At 69.6% G+C, this 18,789-nt stretch carries 13 protein-coding genes; 3 read left to right on the top strand and 10 right to left on the bottom strand.

Features of this window, described 5'->3' with window-relative positions; all coding sequences use genetic code 11:
* Window positions 1-81 precede the first annotated feature (81 nt).
* From ABZU76_RS36765 to ddaH, 10 genes are all read right to left on the bottom strand, one after another.
* A complete protein-coding gene (locus tag ABZU76_RS36765; RefSeq protein WP_354878303.1) occupies window positions 82-2,004 on the bottom strand; it encodes an alginate lyase family protein in 1,923 nt (640 codons plus the stop codon).
* Window positions 2,004-4,193 (bottom strand): bi-domain-containing oxidoreductase, encoded by a 2,190-nt coding sequence (locus ABZU76_RS36760; RefSeq protein WP_354878300.1) that lies wholly within the window; start codon window positions 4,191-4,193, stop codon window positions 2,004-2,006. The genes ABZU76_RS36765 and ABZU76_RS36760 overlap by 1 nt, the downstream gene beginning before the upstream one ends.
* Window positions 4,194-4,200: 7 nt before the next feature.
* Window positions 4,201-6,126: an asparagine synthase (glutamine-hydrolyzing) gene (asnB, locus tag ABZU76_RS36755; protein ID WP_354878297.1), complete on the bottom strand. Its 1,926-nt coding sequence runs from the start codon at window positions 6,124-6,126 to the stop codon at window positions 4,201-4,203.
* A gap of 14 nt (window positions 6,127-6,140) precedes the next feature.
* The gene (locus ABZU76_RS36750) at window positions 6,141-7,940 is read right to left on the bottom strand and encodes a Wzz/FepE/Etk N-terminal domain-containing protein (protein WP_354878294.1); all 1,800 of its coding nucleotides are present in this window, start codon (window positions 7,938-7,940) and stop codon (window positions 6,141-6,143) included.
* On the bottom strand, window positions 7,937-9,286 hold the full coding sequence (locus ABZU76_RS36745) for an exopolysaccharide biosynthesis protein (RefSeq protein WP_354878291.1): 1,350 nt from the start codon (window positions 9,284-9,286) through the stop codon (window positions 7,937-7,939). Before ABZU76_RS36745 ends, ABZU76_RS36750 begins: the two co-directional genes overlap by 4 nt.
* Before the next feature lie 143 nt (window positions 9,287-9,429).
* Complete coding sequence (locus ABZU76_RS36740) at window positions 9,430-10,626, bottom strand: glycosyltransferase family 4 protein (RefSeq protein WP_354878288.1); 1,197 nt, start codon at window positions 10,624-10,626, stop codon at window positions 9,430-9,432.
* Complete coding sequence (locus ABZU76_RS36735) at window positions 10,607-11,923, bottom strand: nucleotide sugar dehydrogenase (RefSeq protein ID WP_220245998.1); 1,317 nt, start codon at window positions 11,921-11,923, stop codon at window positions 10,607-10,609. The genes ABZU76_RS36740 and ABZU76_RS36735 overlap by 20 nt, the downstream gene beginning before the upstream one ends.
* Before the next feature lie 235 nt (window positions 11,924-12,158).
* Window positions 12,159-12,869, bottom strand: coding sequence for a glycoside hydrolase family 75 protein (locus tag ABZU76_RS36730; protein ID WP_354878285.1), 711 nt, complete (start codon window positions 12,867-12,869; stop codon window positions 12,159-12,161).
* Between the two features lie 321 nt (window positions 12,870-13,190).
* On the bottom strand, window positions 13,191-13,841 hold the full coding sequence (locus ABZU76_RS36725; protein ID WP_354878282.1) for a polysaccharide deacetylase family protein: 651 nt from the start codon (window positions 13,839-13,841) through the stop codon (window positions 13,191-13,193).
* Between the two features lie 88 nt (window positions 13,842-13,929).
* Window positions 13,930-14,781: a dimethylargininase gene (ddaH, locus tag ABZU76_RS36720; RefSeq protein ID WP_354878279.1), complete on the bottom strand. Its 852-nt coding sequence runs from the start codon at window positions 14,779-14,781 to the stop codon at window positions 13,930-13,932.
* Between the two features lie 74 nt (window positions 14,782-14,855).
* On the opposite strand from ddaH, the gene ABZU76_RS36715 reads away from it, so the two are divergent.
* The 3 genes from ABZU76_RS36715 (at window position 14,856) to ABZU76_RS36705 (ending at window position 18,705) form a co-directional block, all read left to right on the top strand.
* Window positions 14,856-15,302, top strand: a complete 447-nt coding sequence (locus tag ABZU76_RS36715) for an Lrp/AsnC family transcriptional regulator (protein WP_220245995.1) — start codon at window positions 14,856-14,858, stop codon at window positions 15,300-15,302.
* A 392-nt stretch (window positions 15,303-15,694) separates the two neighbouring features.
* The gene (locus ABZU76_RS36710) at window positions 15,695-17,644 is read left to right on the top strand and encodes a 2-oxoacid:acceptor oxidoreductase subunit alpha (RefSeq protein ID WP_354878276.1); all 1,950 of its coding nucleotides are present in this window, start codon (window positions 15,695-15,697) and stop codon (window positions 17,642-17,644) included.
* On the top strand, window positions 17,641-18,705 hold the full coding sequence (locus ABZU76_RS36705) for a 2-oxoacid:ferredoxin oxidoreductase subunit beta (protein WP_354878273.1): 1,065 nt from the start codon (window positions 17,641-17,643) through the stop codon (window positions 18,703-18,705). The genes ABZU76_RS36710 and ABZU76_RS36705 overlap by 4 nt, the downstream gene beginning before the upstream one ends.
* Window positions 18,706-18,789 lie beyond the last annotated feature (84 nt).

The raw sequence follows: 18,789 nt of genomic DNA, 5'->3' as shown, positions 1-18,789 counted from the left end.
CTGTGCCGATTGTTACCAATCCGACCACAGCCACGGCCGAATGGCTTCGCGGCAACGGTCACGTGCCGCGCGGGGGTCGGCCTACTTTTGGTCGGATTGGTAAAAACTCAGCGTGGTGGTCAAGGGTTCCGCGGCCGGACCAGTGCCGATCAGTGTGGTCGACGGTTCGCGCCGGCCGAAGCCGCCGGAGTACCAGCCGAGCGGCGGGTTCGTTTCGCCGCGGTGCGCGGTCCAAGTCAACGTCGGCGGCAGCGCCAAGGTTGCCGTGTGGCCGGGCCAGCTCAGCCGCGCCGTGCTGCCGTCGAGGGTGACCTCGACGAGCGGGCCGAGGTGGAAGGCCAGCTTCGCCGGCAGCGTCAGGTCGCCGTCGACCTCGTCGAGGATCGTCAGCGTCCGGTCCTCCAGCTCCACGCAGCGGCGGTGCACGGCCGGCGCGTAGCCGTCGTGCTCGGCGCGCCAGCGCACCGGGCCGACCGCGAGCGTGCGGGTCTGCGCGTGCCGGGTCCACAGGAACGGCCCGCCGGACGCCGAGGAGTCGGTGTCGCCGAGCTGCAACGTGTTGTGGCCGAGCGTCGAGCGGAAGTAGGAGCGCCACTCGGGTTCGCCGTGGTAGCAGTAGGTGCCCGGGTCGGCGAGAATGTCGACGCCGTCGTGGCGGACCTCCAGCGCCAGCGCGTCCGCGTGGGCGTGGGCGGCGATGGCGAGGAAGCCGTGGGGGCCGCCGTCGCAGCGGACCCAGATCTCCGGCTCGGCGGTGTTCTCGGCCGGGGTGCGCAGGATCGTCATGCCGGCGTCGAAAAGGTCGTCCATCCGCCGCGGGGGTCGCGGATCGGTGAGCTCGGGGACACCGCCGAGCGAGGCGAACACCCTGGTGCGCACGTCGCCGCCCGGCACCTTCGGCCACCACTCCTGCCGGCCGAACAACGCGTCGCCGGTGGCGAGCAGCGAAGCCCAGCGGCTGGTGCCGGTGCCGTCGACGATCAGGCCGTAGCCGTCGTCGGCGTCGCCCTGGCGCGGCGGCCGCAAGTGGGAGTCCACAATGGACGCCAGCGCGTCGCACATCCGGCGCAGCACGAGCCAGGTCGACTCCGGCACGACCGAGCCGGCTTCCAGCGCGGCCGCGAGACCCAATTCCAGAACCAGGCCGTGGTACTCCGTGGCCAGCTCGCGGTTGAGCCCGGAAGCGAACGTGTTGGCCTGCAGTTGCGTGTCCAGCGAGCACAGCGCCGCATCGCGCCAGCCCTCCGACTCCGGGAACCAGCCGAACGCGCACGCGGCCGCCAGCTGGCCGGCGTCCTCGGCGATCACGTGGTTGTTCGCGGACGAACCCCGGCTCGGGAACGCCGCGAGCCAGCGCTGGTGGTGCCAGATCTGGTGCAGTGCCTCGGGGTTGTCCTCGAACAGGCCGGACGCGCCCGTCCAGCCGTCGAGCAGCCGGCGCACCCACACCCACGACAGGAGCCGGATGCCGAGCTCGATGCCGCTCACCCAGTGCACGCCGCGCATCGGCGGGTTGGCCGCCCACCAGGACTTCAGGTGGTCGGCCACGCGGTGGGCGTAGCGGTCTTCGCCAGTCAGCGCGTACGCGGCCGCCAGCACGGTGAGGTGCTGGTGGCGCGAGGGCTCCCAGATCTGCTTGATGTCGCCGACCGCGTCCTCGTCGCGGTAAGCGATGTCGAAGGAGTACGCGTCGGCGGGCGCGCGTCGGCCGGTCTTCGGGTCGAAGGACCAGTCGGGCGCCACGAGATCGGTGCGCTCAACGCCGAAGTACTCGGCGTGCCCGTCCATCAGCCGGTCGGCGGCGTGCAGGAGGTCGTGCCGCCGGTCGACGCTCATCTCGGGAAGCGGCTCGGGCAGCGCCGCGAACGTGCGGTGCGACAGCCACTCCGGTTTCTGCTTCGCGACCCCACGCCACTGCTGCTTACGCAACGCGTCGGTGGCACGACCGGCCATCTCGGCCGGGCTCATGGCCGAAAGTCTTCGCAGGTACCAGGCCGGATCCATCAGCCGAGCACCTCCTTCGGCTCCAGCCGCACCGGCGCGCCGGTCTCGAGGCTGCGGTTCACGGCGAGCGTGGCCAGCGTGGTGTTCACCAGCGACTCGGCACCGATCGGCATCGCGACGCCGGTGGTCAGCGCCGTGACGAACGCGTCGATCTCGGCCTTCTGGCCCTTGTCGCGGCCCTTCGGGATGCGCGAGCTGGCCCAGCGCTTCCTGCCGTACACCGAGGCGCGGGCGAAGTCGTCGAACTTCAGCACCTTGCCGTCGGCCAGCACCTCCAACGTCTCCTTCTGGAACGACGTGGAGCCGCTGGTCACGTAGCTGATGGCCGCGGTCGAGCCGTCGGCGTAGCGGAGCAGCACCTGCAGGTCGTCGTTGCCCGGGGTCGCGGTGGCGTAGACCGAGATCGGGTCGCTGCCGAGGAACCAGCTCACCGTGTCGATGAAGTGGCCGCCCTCGCCGACGAACCGGGAGCCCTCGGAGTCGGCCTGGTTGTACCAGCTGGTGGACTCCAGACGGCCCGCGTTCACGAGGTAGCGCACCGAAGCCGGCCCCAACCGGGGACCGAACTGCACCTTGGCCTCGTTGAGCAGCGGCGCGAAGCGGCGGTTGAAGCCGACCTGCAGCCGGTTGTTGCCCGACTCCTCGATGGCCTCGACGATCCCGCGCAGCTCCTTCTCCGACAGCGCCAGCGGCTTCTCCACGAACACGGCCTTGCCGGCGAGCAGCGCGCGGCGGGTGAGCTCGGCGTGGGAGCTGTGGCGCGTCACCACGAACAGGGTGTCCACCGACTCGTCGGCGAGCAGCGCGTCGAGGTCCGTGGTGGCGCGAGCGAAGCCGAACTTGCGCTTGGCGTTGGCACCCGAGAGCGCCGACGTGGTGACCACTTCGGACAGTGCCACGCGGTCGTGGGCGACCAGGTGCGGCAGCAACATCGACGACGCGTAGTTGCCGGCACCCACGAACCCGACGCGCAGGCGGCCACGCGGAGTCGCGCGGGTGCCCGTCTCCGCGGGCAGCGCGACCGAGGAAACCACCGGGTCGGCTTCGCCTTCCGGGCCGTCCGGGTACTGGAAGAGCACCGCGACGGCCTTGAGGTCACCATCCTGCAGCGACTTGTACGTCTCCACGGCCGTCGAGAAGTCGGCGGTGTGCGTGATCAGCGGTTCGACATCGAGCTTGTCGCGCGCGGCCAGGTCGAGGAAGCACTCGATGTTGCGGCGCTCGGTCCAGCGCACGTAGCCGATCGGGTAGTCGCGGCCCTCGAGCTCGTACTCCGGGTCGTAGCGGCCCGGCCCGTACGAACGCGAGAAGCGGACGTCGAGTTCCTTCTCGTAGTAGGCGTTCCACGGCAGGTTGAGCGAGATCTTGCCGATGTCGACCACGCGGCCGCGGTCGCGCGCGAGCCGTGCGGCCAGCTCCACCGGGTCGTTCGAGGCGCCACCCGCGGCCAGGTAGACCTGGTCCACACCGTGGCCGCCCGACAGCTCCGCGACGGCGTTGTCCACCGTGCCGGAGCCCGGGTGCGCGCAGGTCAGCGCGCCGAGCCGCTCGGCCAGCTCGCACCGCGACGGGTCCGGGTCCACGCCGACGACGCGCACGCCGGAGGCGACCAGCAGCTGCACCACGAGCTGCCCGATCAGGCCGAGGCCGATCACCAGCGCGAGGTCACCGAGCTGCGGCTCGCCGCGGCGCACGCCCTGCATCGCGATCGAGCCGACCGTGCCGAACGCCGCGTGGCGCGGTTCGAGGCCGGCGGGCACGCGCGCGTAGAGGTTCTTGGGCACCCAGTTGAGCTCGGAGTGCAGCGCGTGCTCGTTGCCGGCGCACGCCACGAGATCTCCAACGGACACGTCGCCTGCGCCATCCAACCCGGCACCGACCTCGACGACCACCCCGGACAGCGAGTAGCCCAGCGGCGTGTAGGAGTCGAGCTTGCTGGTGACCTTGCGGTAGGTGGCGGCGAGGCCGTTGGTCGCGACGCTCTGCATCACCTTGGCGACCTGGTCCGGCCGCGAACGCGCCTTGCCGATCATCGACATGCTCGCCTCGGACACCTTCATCATCTCGGTGCCGGTCGAGATCAGCGAGTACACCGTGCGCACGAGCACGCCGCCCGGCTTGCAGGCCGGGACGGGGACGTCGAGGAGGGCCAGCTCCCCGCTCTTGTAGTTCTGCACTACCTGCTTCACAGCACTCCTAGCTGCTCGGAATAGTCGTCGAAGACGCGGCGCGGTACCAGTACTCGAGGGTCAACACGTGCCAGAGGTGCTTCGCGCGGTCCTGCTGCCCGGCGGCGTCCTCGGCCACGAGCTTCTGCAGGGCCTCCCGTTGCAGGAACCCGGATTCGACGAGCACGCCCTCGTTCACGACCTCCCGCACCAGCGGGGCCAGGTCGCGGCTCATCCAGGCCCGCAGCGGGGCGCTGAAGAGACCCTTCGGGCGGTAGACGATCTCCTTCGGCAGGATCGCCAGCGCGGCTTCCTTGAGCGCCGCCTTGCCCTGGCGGCCGGCGATCTTCTTGTTTCCCGGCACCCGGAACGCCGCCTTGACCACCTCGACGTCGACGAACGGCGTGCGCACCTCGGTGGAGGCGGCCATCGTCGAGCGGTCGGTGTAGGTGAGGTTCAGGCCGGGCAGGAACATCCGCGTGTCGGCCAGGCACATGCGGTTGACGTAGTCGCTCAGCGCCTGGTCGTGGTAGGTGTCCGCGTGTTCGGTGAGCACGTCGTCGACGTCGGCGGCCAGGTCCGGGTTCACGAGGTCGAGCAGCTCGCCGCGGTCGTACATCGTGTAGCTGCGCCGGAACGCCGTCTCCTCCGGCAGCTCCGCGAACGACAGGAACCGCTTGGCGAACCGCACCGTGCGGTAACCACGGCTGGCAGACGCGACGGGCAGGCGGTCCACGACGGTTTCGATCGGCTTGCGCACCAGGCCGGGAACGCGTTGGTAACGCAGGGCGAGCTGGTTCGCGTAGTGCTTGCGGTAGCCGGCGAACATCTCGTCGGCGCCCATCCCGGACAGCATCACCTTCACGCCGGCCTCCCGCGCCGCCGAGCAGATGAGGAACGAGTTGATGGCCGCGGGGTCGCCGATGGGCTCGTCGAGGTGGTAGGTCATGCGCGGCAACAGGTCGAGCACCTGCGGCGCGATCTCGATCTCGTGCAGGTCGACGCCGAACTGCTTGGCGACGATCCTGGCGTACTTCAAGTCGTCCGGCATCGCCTCGAACTTGGCGTCCTCGGCGCGGAAACCGATGGTGTACGCGGAGATCCCGGGCTGCTGCCGCGCGGCGAGCGCGGTGAGGTAACTGGAGTCGAGGCCGCCGGACAGGAACGTGGCGACCGGGACGTCGGAGAGCAGGTGCTTGCTCGTGGAGTCGGCGATCACCTCGTGGAGGTCGACGTCGCCACCCCCCTGAACCCGGTACGCCTCGCCTTCCTCGGCGACCTGGCGGAGCGACCAGTAGGCGCCGCGCTCGCTCGTGCCGTCCGGACGGAAGCGCACCCACGTGCCGGGCTGCAGCTTCTCGACCTCGCGGTACGCGCAGCGGCTGTCGGGCACCCAGTAGTACAGCAGCGACGCGATGAGCGCCGCTTTGTCGACTTCCAGCGTGCCGCCGAGCTCGGTGGCCAGCGCCTTGAGCTCCGAGGAGAACGCGACGCCACCGTTGCGCTGCACGAAGAACAGCGGCTTGATGCCCAGCTGGTCGCGCACCAGCGTGAGCTCACCGGTGCGTTCGTCGAAGACGCCGAACGCGAACATCCCGCGCAGCCGCGGCAGGCAGTCGACGCCCCACTCGCGCCACGCGCGCAGCAGCACCTCGGTATCGGACGTGCCGCGGAACCGCACGCCCTTGCCCTCCAGCTCCGCGCGCAGCTCCGGGGCGTTGTAGAGCTCACCGTTGTACGTCAGCGCGAGCCCCTCGGCCACCATCGGCTGCGCGCCCGTCTCGGACAGGTCGACGATCGACAGCCTGCGGTGTCCGAAGTGGACTTCCCCGGTGCCGGCGCGGTGGTCGTAGCGCCCCGAACCGTCCGGCCCTCGGTGCGCGAGGCACTTCGTGAGCCGATCGGTGAGCGGGCCGCCGTCCGGCCAGTGGTAGGCACCTGCGATGCCGCACATGTTCGTGACCCTCTCTAGCTTTCCGGACCGGACTGGACGGGCGCGAACTTCTTGGTCGGCATCTCGGAGTTGCCGGGCTCGGACTTGCGCTGTTCCGGCGCGTGCTCCTCGGGCTTGCGCGGCACCGGGCTGAGCCGGCGGGTCGGCGCTTCGAGGTGGCCGTTCGTTTCGACGGGCACGGCGGGCTTGGCCGGTTTGACGACCGACGCCTCGATGGTGGTCGCCGCGTCGTTCACGTCGTGCTCGACCGGCCAGTCGATCGGCTTCTCCGGTTCCTGCTCCACGAACTTCCGCAGCGGCTCGGCCGGCGTCTCCCCGCCCGACCCCAATGTGGCGTTCGGTGCGTTCAACGCACCCAATGCCACGCTGGGGCGCTCCGTCTGCTTGGCCGCCACCACGGACGCCCGCCCGCGCAACGCGGTGTGCAGGCCGTCCCACAGCGTCCCGTCGGTCTGGTCCTTCGGGTCCGGATCGACGAGCACCACACCCAGGATCGGGATGCCGCAGTCGGCGAGCTGCCGGGCCACGGTGTGCAGCCACAGCGTGTTCGCGTGGCCCGAGCGCACGACGAGCACCGTCTCCGTGCCGAGGTACTCCAGGTCCGTCCACGCCGTGCCGGGCGCGACCGTGCCGACGCCGAGCCGGTACACCGCGCGCTTGATCGACGGGTCTCCGACCTCGACCACCTTCACGTCGCCGGCCACCGCCAGGCGCTTCGCGTCGTGGCGCGGCAGGTCGTCGATCACCACGACCGGCCCGTCCTCGGCCAGCTCCGCCGCCATGTCCACCGCGAGCCCCGCGGCCACGCCGGGCGCGCCGAGCTCCAGCAACGACAGCGGCCCGCGTTCGGCCCGGGCCGCCCGCACGAGCGTCACGGCCACGCGCTTGCGTTCGACCACCGGCTTCGACTTGGCCCACAACCGTTTCGGGCCGCGCAGCTTCGACGGCAGCTGCGCGATCACCGACGCACCGAGGTGCTCGGAGACCTCGCGCCGCAGCACCGGCCGGTCGCGCACGAGCGCGGTGACCATCGCCAGGGCCAGCCCGAGGGCGAGGCCGAGCGCGAAGCCGATGGCGCCGTTGGTGGCGACCGTCTTGAGCAACGACACCTTCTGGATCGCCGGCGCGTCCACGATCTGCGTGCCCGCGGCCACCTGCGGTGTGCCGATGCCTGCCTGCTGCGCCTGGTTCTGCAGGTCGGCGATCTTCGACACGAGGTCCGCGCGCTGCGTGTACAGCTGCTCCAGCGTGCCGGCGTTCGCGCGGCTGCCCTTGTCCGCCTCGGTGGCGGCCTGCGAGTCGATCTGCGCCAGCTCCTGCTGCGCCTGCGTGCGCTGGTCGAGCAGCGCCTTGGCCTGCGCGGTCGCGGCGGCCTGGTTGCGCTGCACGTGGTCGGCGATGAAGACGTCGGCCAGCGCCTGCGCCTTGGCGACGGCGTCTTCCTTGGTCTTGGCCGTGACCGTCACCTGCATGACGTTGTTGGTCAGGCCGAGGCCGGTGTAGTCCTTCAGGAAGTCTTCGGTCGCCTCGGTGCTGTGCACCTTCTTCAGCGCTTCCGACGCGATCTTCGCGGTCTCCAGCACGGCGACGTCGGTGCGCATCAGCGTGCCGCTGTCGGTCGGCGAGTCGTCCGGGTGGATCACGATCACCTTGGTGACCGCGGTCGGCGGGGCCGGCAGCAGCACGGCCACCGCGCCGCCGACCACCAGGCCCAGCAACGCGAAGGCGACCCACAGCCGGCGGTGCCGGCGCACCGCGACGACGATTCTCTGCAGGTCGATCAGTGGTGGCGAGGAGCTCTGCGAACTGGTCATGACGAACCTGCCATCGCGTCACGGTCCACCGGGACCTGGGGTGGATCCGCCGAGGCGGGTTCTCTGCGCGGTTTCCCGGTGACACGGACCTGACGCGTGAGCACGGCGCCGAGCACCTCGTGGCCCGCGTCGGCGCACGCCTCGGCGATCGCCACGAGCTCCCACGCGCTGCGGCTGCCGACCGAGAGCACCACGAGCACCCCGGCAGTGCCGTCGGGCACGGTCGGCTGCACGCCGGAGCCCACGGTGACCTCCGTGATCGTCAGCTCCACCCGCACGCGCTCGGTCTCGGCGACCTTCGCGAACTGCGTCGCCGCGCGCCGCGCCGCACTGTCGCCGGCGGCGACGAGCACGAGCAGCCGCAGCACGCCGTCGCGGTCGGTGCCCAGCCGGGCGAACACCCGGCGGTACCGCACCTCACGGCTGGACTCGTCGGCCGAAACCGGCACCTCCGGCAGGTTCCACGGTTTGTCGCTGCCCGTGATCCGGCGCAGCGCGCCCCGGAAGCCGGCGGTGCGCTCAGGCTCACCGGTCTCCGGCACGTCGACGCTCGCCAGCACCGGCGCGCCCAGCGCCGAGCCGATCTCCGTCTCACTGCGTGGCCGGCGGTCGCTGCGCGCCCCGAAGAGGTAGCTGAGCAGGCCGATGAGGAAAAACAGGATCGCGCCGCCCCCGGCGAGCTGCGGCAGCGTGGGCGCAGCCTGCGAGGTCGGCTTCTCCGACGGCCCCATCACGACCATGTTGCCGGCGCCCGTGGCCGCGTCGGCCGCGTCGAGGTTGTTCATCGCCTGCTCCAGCGAGGTGCGCAGGCCCTGCAGCTCCGTGCGGACCTGCACGCCCTCCACCGTCTGGCCGTCGGACACCGAACGGGACAGGTCGAGGATGCGCTGGTTGGTCTGCGCCACCTGCTGGCGCAGCGCCTCCCGCTGCTCCTGCGCGAGCTGGGCCGACGAGCCGGCCGAGTTGGACAGCAGCTGCGTGGAGTACTTCACGAACTCCTTGGCCACCTGGTCGGCCAGCTGCTGCGCGTGCTCCGGGCTGTCGCTCGAAGCACTGATCGCCACGACGTTGCCCTGCGCCACCGAGGCCGTGACCTTCTTCTGGAGGTCCGGACCGGCCTCGCGCATGCCGAGCGCCGCAGCCGCGCGGTCCAGCACCACCGAGCTGGTGGCCACCTGGGCCTGCGTCAGCAGCTCGTCGGCCTGGCGCGGGCCCTGCAGCAGCACGCTCGCCGTGGTCTCGTAACCGGGCGAGAGCACAACAGAAGCACCCGCACCGACGCCCGCCCCCACGACCACCAGGATCAGCAGCGCCCTCCAGCGTCTGCGCAGAACCTGTCCCACCATCGAGAGTCGTACCGTGTCGTCACTCAAAACCGGGGTCTCCCCTCCGAAAGTGGCGTACCGGTCACTGACCCCGTCGTCGTGCTGGAGGCGTTGGTTACACCGAACGCACGAACCTTGTTCAAACCGCGATGAAGCACGTGGGCTCAGCGCACAGCCCGCTCGTACGCGGCGAGCAGGGCTTTCTGTGAGTTCGCCCAGGCCAGTGGCCCGCTGACCCGCGCCTTGCCGAGTTCCCCCATCCGGACGCGTTCGTCCGGGTCGTCGAGCAGCACGGCGACGAGCTTCGCGAACTCGGTGACGTCGTTGGCCGGCGCGTAGAGCGCGGCCTCACCCGCGGAGACGCGGGCCTCGCGCAGCTCGAACGAGACGATGGGCTTGCTCATCGCCATGTACTCCATGATCTTGTTCATGGTCGAGACGTCGTTGAGCGGATTGAGCGGGTCGGGCGAAAGGCACACGTCGGCCGCGGACAGGTAGCGCAGCAGGTCGGCGTCGGAGACGCGGCCCGTGAACTCGACCTGGTTTTCCAGGCCCAATTCCTTCGACAGCGCCACCACGTCGTCGAACGCGTCGCCGGCGCCCACGAACACGGCGTGCCAGTCGTCGCGGCCGATCTCGTCACGCAGGGAAGCCAGCGCGCGCAACGCGTAGTCCACGCCGTCCTGCGGCCCCATCACGCCGAGGTAGCAGAGCAGGTGCGGTTTGCCGCGTTTGAGCTCCGGCTCCACCGGCACCTCGTGGAAGCGCTCGACCACGGGCGCGCTGCGGACCACGAACACGTCCTCGGGCCGCTTGCCGCCGCGGATGAGGGCGACCTGGCGGTAGCTCTCGTTGGTGGCGATCACGACGTCGGCCGCGCGGTAGGTGGAGCGCTCGAGCGCGCAGACGCCGCGGTAGAGCAGGTCCTGACCACGGTCGAAGCGCGACAAGTACAGCTCCGGCACGAGGTCGTGCTGGTCGAAGATGAACTTCGCGCCCTGGCGCTTCAGCATCCGTGCCACGAGGAACAGCAGGTCCGGCGGGTTGCAGGCGTGGACCACGTCGACGGGGCCGACCTTGCGGGCCAGCCGGAACGTGTGCCACACCGCGGAGCCGTACTCCTGCAGGTAGCCGGCGGGGCCACCGGTCGCCGCCTTGAGCGGGTAGCGGTGGATGTGCACCTCGTCAATCACGGCTTCGGGTTCGGTGTCGCGTTTCGTGCCCTGCGGGCAGATCACGTGCACCTCCCAGCCGGCGTCGCGCAGCGTCTGGCACTCCTGCCACACGCGGCGGTCGAACGGAACCGAGAGGTTCTCGACCAGGATCAGGGCTTTTTTCTTGTCACCAGGCAAGGCCGACATATCCCTCTTCGGCCCGGCGCACCTCGGCGTCGGGGAGGCGGACGAGGTCGACGAGCGTCTGCTCGCCGCCGTGGGGAAGAGCGGCCAGCACGGCCGGGTCGGCGGTGCCGACGAGGCACACCTCGGCGTGCTCCAGCACCTCTTCGACCGAGCTCGCGAGCAGCTGACCGAGGTGCGGCAGCCGGCTCTCGATGTACTCGCGGTTGGCGCCCATGAGCCGCGAGAGGCTCACGTTGGCGTCGTAGATCTTGAGCTCGAAGCCCTTGCCCAGCAGCCGCTCGGCGAGCTCGACGAGCGGGCTCTCGCGCAGGTCGTCGGTACCGGGCTTGAACGACAGGCCGAACAGACCCACCTTGCGCTTGCCGGTGCGCGCGACGAGGTCGAACGCGCGCTGCAGGTGATCTTCGTTCGAGGGCAGCACGTGCTCGAGGATCGGCACCGACACGTCGGCGCGGCGCGCGGCGTAGACCAGTCCGCGCAGGTCCTTCGGCAGGCACGAACCGCCGAACGCGAAGCCCGGGCGCAGGTACGCGGGGCTCACGTTGAGCTTGCGATCGGCGAGGAAGACGTCCATCACCTTGTGCGAGTCGAGCCCCAGTGCGCGGCAGACGGCGCCGAGCTCGTTGGCGAAGCCGATCTTCAAGCCGTGGAAGGCGTTGTCGGCGTACTTGGTCATCTCCGCCACCGGGATCGGCACGCGGAAAACGTCGCCGGGCAGGCCCGTGTAGAGCTCGGCTACGATGTCGCCGCTGGCCGTGTCGAGCTCGCCGATCACGGTCTTGGGCGGGTCGAAGAAGTCGCGCACGCTGGTGCCCTCGCGCAGGAACTCCGGGTTCACCGCCACACCGAAGTCGACGCCCGCGGTGCGGCCGCTGGACTTCTCCAGGATCGGCACCAGCAGGTCGAGACAGGTGCCCGGCAGCATCGTGCTGCGGAACACCACCGTGTGTCGGGACCCCTTGTGCGCCAACGCTTCGCCGATCTCGTCGGCCACACGCTCGAGGTACTCGGTCGAGAGGCTGCCGTTGGGCGCCGAAGGCGTGCCCACGCAGATCAGCGACACGTCGGTCGCCGCCACCGCCTCGGCCACGTCGGTCGTCGCGCGCAGCGCCCCCGACGCCACGACCTCGGCCGTCAGCTCACCGATGCGTTCCTCGACCACCGGCGCGTTGCCGCGCGTCACCAGGTCGACCTTCACCGGGTTCACGTCGACCCCGACGACCTCGTGCCCGTTCCCCGCAAGACAGGCCGCGGACACACACCCCACGTACCCCAGCCCGAAGACACTGATCCTCACGCTTGAACCTCCGCCCGCATTCGCTGATCCCTTGGTCGGCGCGCGGACGCAGTTCGTTACCCGTTCAGGCCAGTGGAGAAATGGCAACCGGATTTGCGTATCGATTGTGCGCTTTTTCGGCCTCTCGTAGTGGTCTCGACAACATTTTTCGTTGCCGTAGCGCCATTTCTGCCAGGAATCGACGAAACGCCGGGGAAGCTCGACAAAGCTTCCCCGGCGCCGTTGTCCGTCAGGTTCAGTTGTTGTTCACGAACGTGCCGGCCAGGTTCTGCCCGGTGCTCGTGGCCGTGCCGTGGTTCTCGATCGGCGAGACCTTCGAGTTCTTGAAGCAGATGTAGGTCACGCCGGAGTCGGTGCCACCGTTGGACGGGTCGGGGTTGATTCCGAGGTCCTTGGCCGTCGCGTACGAAGCCTCGCCGATGATCCCGGTCGGCCCGGTGTCACCGATGACGGTGTATTCGACTTTCCCGTTGTAGATCACCGCGCAGGAACCGCCGCCCTTGAGACCGGAGGACGAGTAGTTCCACGTGCCGCTGGAGCTCGGCACGACGATGTAGGGCAGCGTCGCGGCATTCAGCGGCTTTCCGTCGCTCTGGTGGAACGCCGTGTCGCCCTGGAAACAGCAGTCGGTGTCCTCGTTGCACTGCGACGTGCGCTGCCCGTCGCAGTCGATGTCCATGTCGGCCTTCCAGAACACGGCCCCGTTGGCGTCGCACACCGCGACGGTCTTGGAGCCCGCGTCCTCGTCGGTCTTGTACTTGCCGTTCGAGATCTGGTTGCAGCTGTTGGTCTTCGCCAGTAGCTGCGCCGCCGTCGGGCCCGCGGCCGGTGCCGCGGCGACCTGGGCGTGGTCCGGACCCGCCGGCGCTGCCGAGGCCGACGCCACCGCCGCCGGCATCACCGCGGCGGCGATCGCCATGGTCGCGAACAGGATCAGCTTCCTCATCGAGGCTCCCTGTCAGTCAAGAGAAACTGTTAGTTAGGAAAGTTTCCTTACTGGTTGCGGCGTAGCGCACAGGATGCACCCGGGCGCGCACGGTGACAAGGGCCGGCCGTCAGTGGTTTTCCCACCAGCTGGCAACGCTTGACGAAACCGCTGGTGCACCAGGAAACCGTTCACGAAACCGGAAAACCGAAGTCCCGAACACCGGTACACAGCTCAGCGCAGCGGACCCCCACCCACCCAACGCAAGCCGACGACGCACCGCCCCCAGCACCAGGCCCCCGCCCGGCACCACCGTGAGCCGCCCCGCGAAGGACCGCGGACTCAGAACGTCAGAAGTCCCGTCAACCGGCCCGGCCAGCGGTGCCCGTACCGACCCACCAGCACACCCTCTGCCCACTCGCGGTCGAGGTCGTGACGCACCTCGACGCGGTTCTGCAACCACTCGCCGCCGCGAACACCCGAACTACCAGGACCGGAACCGGCATACACCCGCGTCGCACCGGCCGCCCTCAACCGCCCCAGCACGCGCCGGTCCACCCGACGCCCGGACAGGGAGTACCGGCACACCGCCCGCCCACTCAGCTCCCCCAGCAACCGCGGCGCCGCATCAAGCTCCCGCCGCAACACGCGTTCCTCGAACCGCCGCGCACCGAACCGGTCCCAGCCGTGCGACCCGACGTCCATCCCGGCCGCGACGAGCTCACGCAACCCGGCACGATCCACGAACCCCCGCGAGCCGACCCGGCCGGCGAGCGGGAAGAACTCCCCCCGCAGCCCGCGCTGCACCAACTTCGGCAACGCGACCTCGACGTCCGAGATGTTGCCGTCATCGAAGGTCAGCCGCGATTCAGGGCACCTCGCGACGACGTCCAGCAAGGTCTCGAACTGCTCCACCGTGATCCAGCGCTCGTCTTCGCCCGGATCGAGCGCGCGCTGGGGTCTGCCGATGCCGTGCACGGTGAAGTTGACCATCGCACCTCGTCCCGGTTCGGAGCGTCGGACCTCCTGTACGTCGATTAATCGAATTGGCAAATGGAGTAGTTACACTATCTACACAAAGTTATTTGCGAATCTCCAAAGTGCAGCACTTCGGCCCGCCGCCGGCCTTCCGCAGTTCGGAAATGTCCTGGTAGACGGGCTCGTAGCCCCGCGCGGCCAGCTGCGCACCCAGCCCGACGGCCTCCAGGGGCAGCACGACGTTGCGCCCGTCGGAGACGCCGTTGAGGCCGAAACACTCGGCGTCGGCGGCCGTGGCGATCACGGCGTCGGGGAACAGGCGCCGCAGCACGCGCTGCGAGCCCGGCGAGAAGGCCTCCGGGTAGTAGGCGATCTGCGCCGCCGTGGTGTCGGTCCCAGTATCGGCTTCGGTGAGCACGAACAGCGCCGTGTCGAGGTGGTAGTACCGCGGGTCGACGAGGCTCAGCGACACCACGGGCACGCCGAGCACCTCCTGCGCCTCCGCGTGCGCGGCCGGGTCGGTGCGGAAGCCGGTGCCGGCGAGCAGCAGCTTGCCCGTCCAGGCGAAGTCGCCCTCGGCCTCGTTGATGCGCTCCGGCATCGTCAGGTCGCGGTAGCCGTGCTCCACGAACCACCGGCGGAAGTGCTCGGCCTCGGCCGCGCGCTGCGGCGCCCGGAAGCGCGAACCGAGCACGCGCCCGTCCACGACGGTGCCGGAGTTCGCCGCGAAGACCATGTCGGGCAGGCCCGGCTGCGGCGCGATCTCCTCGACGGTGTGGCCCAGACGGCGGTAGGTGTCGCGCAGCTCGGTCCACTGCGCCACCGCGACGTCGGCGCTGACCGGCGCGGTCGGGTCCATCCAGGGGTTGATCACGTAGTCCACCGCGAAGAACCGCGGCGGGCACATCAGGTAACGGCGGGTGGTGGGCACTCGCCGCACAGACTCTGCCTGCATGATTGAAGGGTAAGGTCGGCCTAACCGCGCAATCAATCACTGTTCGCTGCGCACATACCTGCTAAACATTGCGTGTGAACACCATCGACCAGCGAATCGTTTCCTGCCTGGTGGCCAACGCGCGGTCCAGCTACGCCGAGATCGGCAAAGTCGTCGGGTTGTCCGCCCCGGCGGTCAAGCGCCGCGTCGACCGGCTGTTGGAAACCGGCGTGCTGCGCGGCTTCACGGCGGTCGTCGACCCGGAGGCGCTCGGCTGGGGCACCGAGGCCTTCGTAGAGGTGCACTGCCAGGGCAACGTCACGCCCGCACGCATCCGCGCGCGGCTTGAACCACTGCCGGAGGTCGTGGCCGCCTACACGGTCTCGGGCGCGGCCGACGCGATCGTGCACCTGCGCGCCGCCGACATCCACCACCTCGAGACGGCGCTCGAGCGGCTGCGGGGGCTGGAGATCATCGACCGCACCGTTTCGACGGTCGTCCTGTCGCGGCTGCTGGAACGGCCGCCGAACCCGCAGAGCTGACCGGCGGACCTGTCCGAACCACCGGGCTTCATCGGGAACTCGAATGAACTTATCCACATGCCGGGACGCAGATGCGGGACCAGTCCATTCGGTGGCATCGTCCATGCCACAGACCGGGAAATCCGGTTTGTGTGGCCCATCAGAGGGAGACGTGCGTCACTGCGGATCCCCCGGAAATCCCGTTACCATCGGTTACAGGTAACAAATGGCGCTTGCCGCCGGTAACGGGATGAAGGCTTCCACTCCGGGTACCCCACACTTCGGGAACTCCCGAGTCCTCGACGAGTAGCCTCGGGGGTGGCCTGGTGATCCAGCCGACATCGCCGGGCGGGCGTTTCCCCGGGGGCCGACCCGGGGTCGCAGCACGTCGGGAGAGAGGGATTCCCTGACCCATGAGCACGAGTGCGAACGGCGGTCCGGGAAGCACCGCGGCCGGCAACGGTCACAGCAGCGCTTCCCTGACCAGCTCGAGGTCGACCGAAGTCAGCAAGCTGGACCGGGTGGTCATCCGGTTCGCCGGTGACTCGGGCGACGGCATGCAGCTGACGGGCGACCGGTTCACGTCCGAGGCCGCGGCCTTCGGCAACGACCTGTCGACGATGCCGAACTTCCCCGCCGAGATCCGCGCGCCACAAGGCACGATCCCGGGCGTCTCGTCGTTCCAGGTGCACTTCGCCGACTACGACATCCTCACGCCCGGCGACCGGCCCGATGTGCTGGTGGCGATGAACCCCGCGGCGCTGAAGGCGAACCTGCGCGACGTCCCGCAGGGCGGCACGATCATCCTCAACACCGACGAGTTCTCCAAGCGCAACCTCGTGAAGGTCGGGTACGACAACGACCCGCTCGACGACGACACGCTGTCGGCCTTCCAGGTCCACCGGGTCGCCATGTCGACCCTGACACAGGGCGCGCTCGCCGACACCGGTCTCGGCAAGAAGGACGCCGAGCGGTCCAAGAACATGTTCGCGCTCGGGCTGCTGTCGTGGATGTACCACCGGCCGACCGAGGGCACGGAGCGGTTCCTGCGCGAGAAGTTCGCGAAGAAGCCGGACATCGCCGAGGCCAACATCCTGGCCTTCCGCGCGGGCTGGAACTACGGCGAGACCACCGAGTCGTTCGCCACGACGTTCGAGGTCGCGCCGGCGAAGCTCGACCAGGGCACCTACCGGCAGATCACCGGCAACACGGCGCTGGCGTACGGGATCGTGGCGGCCGGGCAGCAGTCCGGGCTGCAGATCCTGCTGGGCACCTACCCGATCACCCCGGCGTCGGACGTCCTCCACGAGCTGTCCAAGCACAAGAACTTCGGCATCATCACGTTCCAGGCCGAGGACGAGATCGCCGGCATCGGCGCGGCGCTGGGCGCCTCGTACGGCGGCGCGCTGGGCGTGACCTCGACGTCCGGCCCGGGCATCGCGCTGAAGTCGGAGACCATCGGGCTCGGCGTGATGACGGAGCTGCCGCTCGTGGTCATCGACGTGCAGCGCGGCGGCCCGTCCACGGGCCTGCCGACCAAAACCGAGCAGGCCGACCTGCTGCAGGCGATGTTCGGCCGCAACGGCGAGTCGCCCGTGCCGATCATCGCGCCGCTCTCCCCCGCCGACTGCTTCGACGCGGCGCTGGAGGCCACGCGGATCGCGCTGAAGTACCGCACGCCGGTGCTTCTGCTGTCCGACGGCGCGATCGCCAACGGCTCCGAGCCGTGGCTCGTCCCGAACGTCGAGGACCTGCCGGACCTGAGTGTGGAGTTCGCGCAGGAACCCAACTCCGACAACGGATCCGGTGAGTTCTGGCCGTACGTGCGAGACCCGGAGACGCTGGCGCGCGCGTGGGCTGTGCCGGGCACGCCGGGGCTGCAGCACCGGATCGGTGGCCTCGAGAAGGCCGACGGGACCGGGCACATCTCCTACGACCCGGACAACCACGAGAAGATGGTGCGGCTGCGCCAGGCCAAGATCGACGGCATCGACGTGCCCGATCTGGCGGTCGACGACCCGTCGGGCGGCAAGGCGCGCGTGCTCGCGCTCGGCTGGGGCTCGTCCTACGGCCCGATCGGCGCGGCCTGCCGGCGCGTGCGGAAGCTGGGCATGCCGATCGCGCAGGCGCACCTGCGGCACCTCAACCCGCTGCCCGCGAACCTGGGCGAGGTGCTCCGGTCCTACGACAAGGTCGTGCTGCCGGAGATGAACCTGGGCCAGCTCGCGCTGCTGCTGCGCGGGAAGTTCCTGGTGGACGTGCACTCGTACACCAAGGTGGCGGGGCTGCCGTTCAAGGCCGAAGAGCTGCAGAACGTGTTCGCCGACATCATCACCAGCACCATCCCGGAGGGCGTCAAGTGACCGCCATCGACCTCGGACTGCCGCAGCTCGGCGGTCTGGACCTCGTTCCCACCACCGACGAACCGCAGAAGGCCAAGGACTACAAGTCCGACCAGGAAGTGCGCTGGTGCCCGGGCTGCGGTGACTATGTGGTGCTCAACGCCGTGCAGTCGTTCCTGCCGACGCTGGGCCTCAAGCGCGAGAACATCGTGTTCATCTCGGGCATCGGCTGCTCGTCGCGCTTCCCGTACTACCTCAACACCTACGGCATGCACTCGATCCACGGCCGCGCGCCGTCGATCGCGACCGGCCTGGCCACCACGCGCCCGGACCTGTCGGTGTGGGTCGTCACCGGCGACGGCGACGCGCTGTCCATCGGCGGCAACCACCTGATCCACGCGCTGCGCCGCAACGTGAACATCAAGATCCTGCTGTTCAACAACCGGATCTACGGCCTGACCAAGGGCCAGTACTCGCCGACCTCGGGCCAGGGCATGGTCACCAAGTCGACCCCGATGGGTTCGGTGGACACACCGTTCAACCCGCTGTCGCTGGCGATCGGCGCCGAGGCGTCGTTCGTGGGCCGCGCGCTGGACTCCGACCGCAAGGGCCTCACCGAGGTCCTCGAGGCGGCTGCCCGCCACCGCGGCTCGGCGATCGTCGAGATCTACCAGAACTGCCCCATCTTCAACGACGGCGCGTTCGACGTCCTGAAGGACAAGGACGAGGCCGCCTCCCGGCTCATCCCGCTGAAGGCGGGCGAGCCGATGCGCTTCGGCGCCGAGGGCGAGTTCGGCGTCCGCCGCAGCGAGTGGGGTGGCCTGGACGTCGCCAAGGTGAGCGACATCGGCGAGGACAACTTGGTCGTCCACGACCCGACCATCGCGGACACGTCGTACGCCTTCGCACTCACCCGCCTCGGCGACCAGAACCTGACGCACGTCCCCACGGGCATCCTGCGCCAGGTCGAGCGCCCGACCTACGACGACGGCGCCCGCGCCCAGGTGGAAGAGGCCCGCGCCGCCCGCAAGCCCGACCTGCAGGGCCTGCTGCGCGGCAAGGACACCTGGACTGTTGTTTAGGCCTCGGCTCCGCCGAGGCGCGCGAGATCGCTTTGAGCCGGCTTCTTCCCTCCCGGTTTTGTGGGGCCGCGGGGGCGCGGAAAA

Source organism: Amycolatopsis sp. NPDC005232 (assembly GCF_040607795.1).
In the GTDB taxonomy this organism is placed as follows: Bacteria; Actinomycetota; Actinomycetes; order Mycobacteriales; family Pseudonocardiaceae; genus Amycolatopsis.
Note: the sequence above shows the minus strand (reverse complement) of the source record. Positions and strands in the feature narration are given on the sequence as shown.

Excerpts from the sequence above, each read along its gene's own strand:
- ddaH (WP_354878279.1), bottom strand. The coding sequence starts at position 14,781 with ATGCAGGCAGAGTCTGTGCGGCGAGTGCCCACCACCCGCCGTTACCTG.
- ABZU76_RS36730 (WP_354878285.1), bottom strand. The coding sequence starts at position 12,869 with ATGAGGAAGCTGATCCTGTTCGCGACCATGGCGATCGCCGCCGCGGTG.
- ABZU76_RS36765 (WP_354878303.1), bottom strand. The coding sequence starts at position 2,004 with ATGGATCCGGCCTGGTACCTGCGAAGACTTTCGGCCATGAGCCCGGCC.
- ABZU76_RS36710 (WP_354878276.1), top strand. The coding sequence starts at position 15,695 with ATGAGCACGAGTGCGAACGGCGGTCCGGGAAGCACCGCGGCCGGCAAC.
- asnB (WP_354878297.1), bottom strand. The coding sequence starts at position 6,126 with ATGTGCGGCATCGCAGGTGCCTACCACTGGCCGGACGGCGGCCCGCTC.
- ABZU76_RS36740 (WP_354878288.1), bottom strand. The coding sequence starts at position 10,626 with ATGTCGGCCTTGCCTGGTGACAAGAAAAAAGCCCTGATCCTGGTCGAG.
- ABZU76_RS36750 (WP_354878294.1), bottom strand. The coding sequence starts at position 7,940 with ATGACCAGTTCGCAGAGCTCCTCGCCACCACTGATCGACCTGCAGAGA.
- ABZU76_RS36725 (WP_354878282.1), bottom strand. The coding sequence starts at position 13,841 with ATGGTCAACTTCACCGTGCACGGCATCGGCAGACCCCAGCGCGCGCTC.
- ABZU76_RS36745 (WP_354878291.1), bottom strand. The coding sequence starts at position 9,286 with ATGGTGGGACAGGTTCTGCGCAGACGCTGGAGGGCGCTGCTGATCCTG.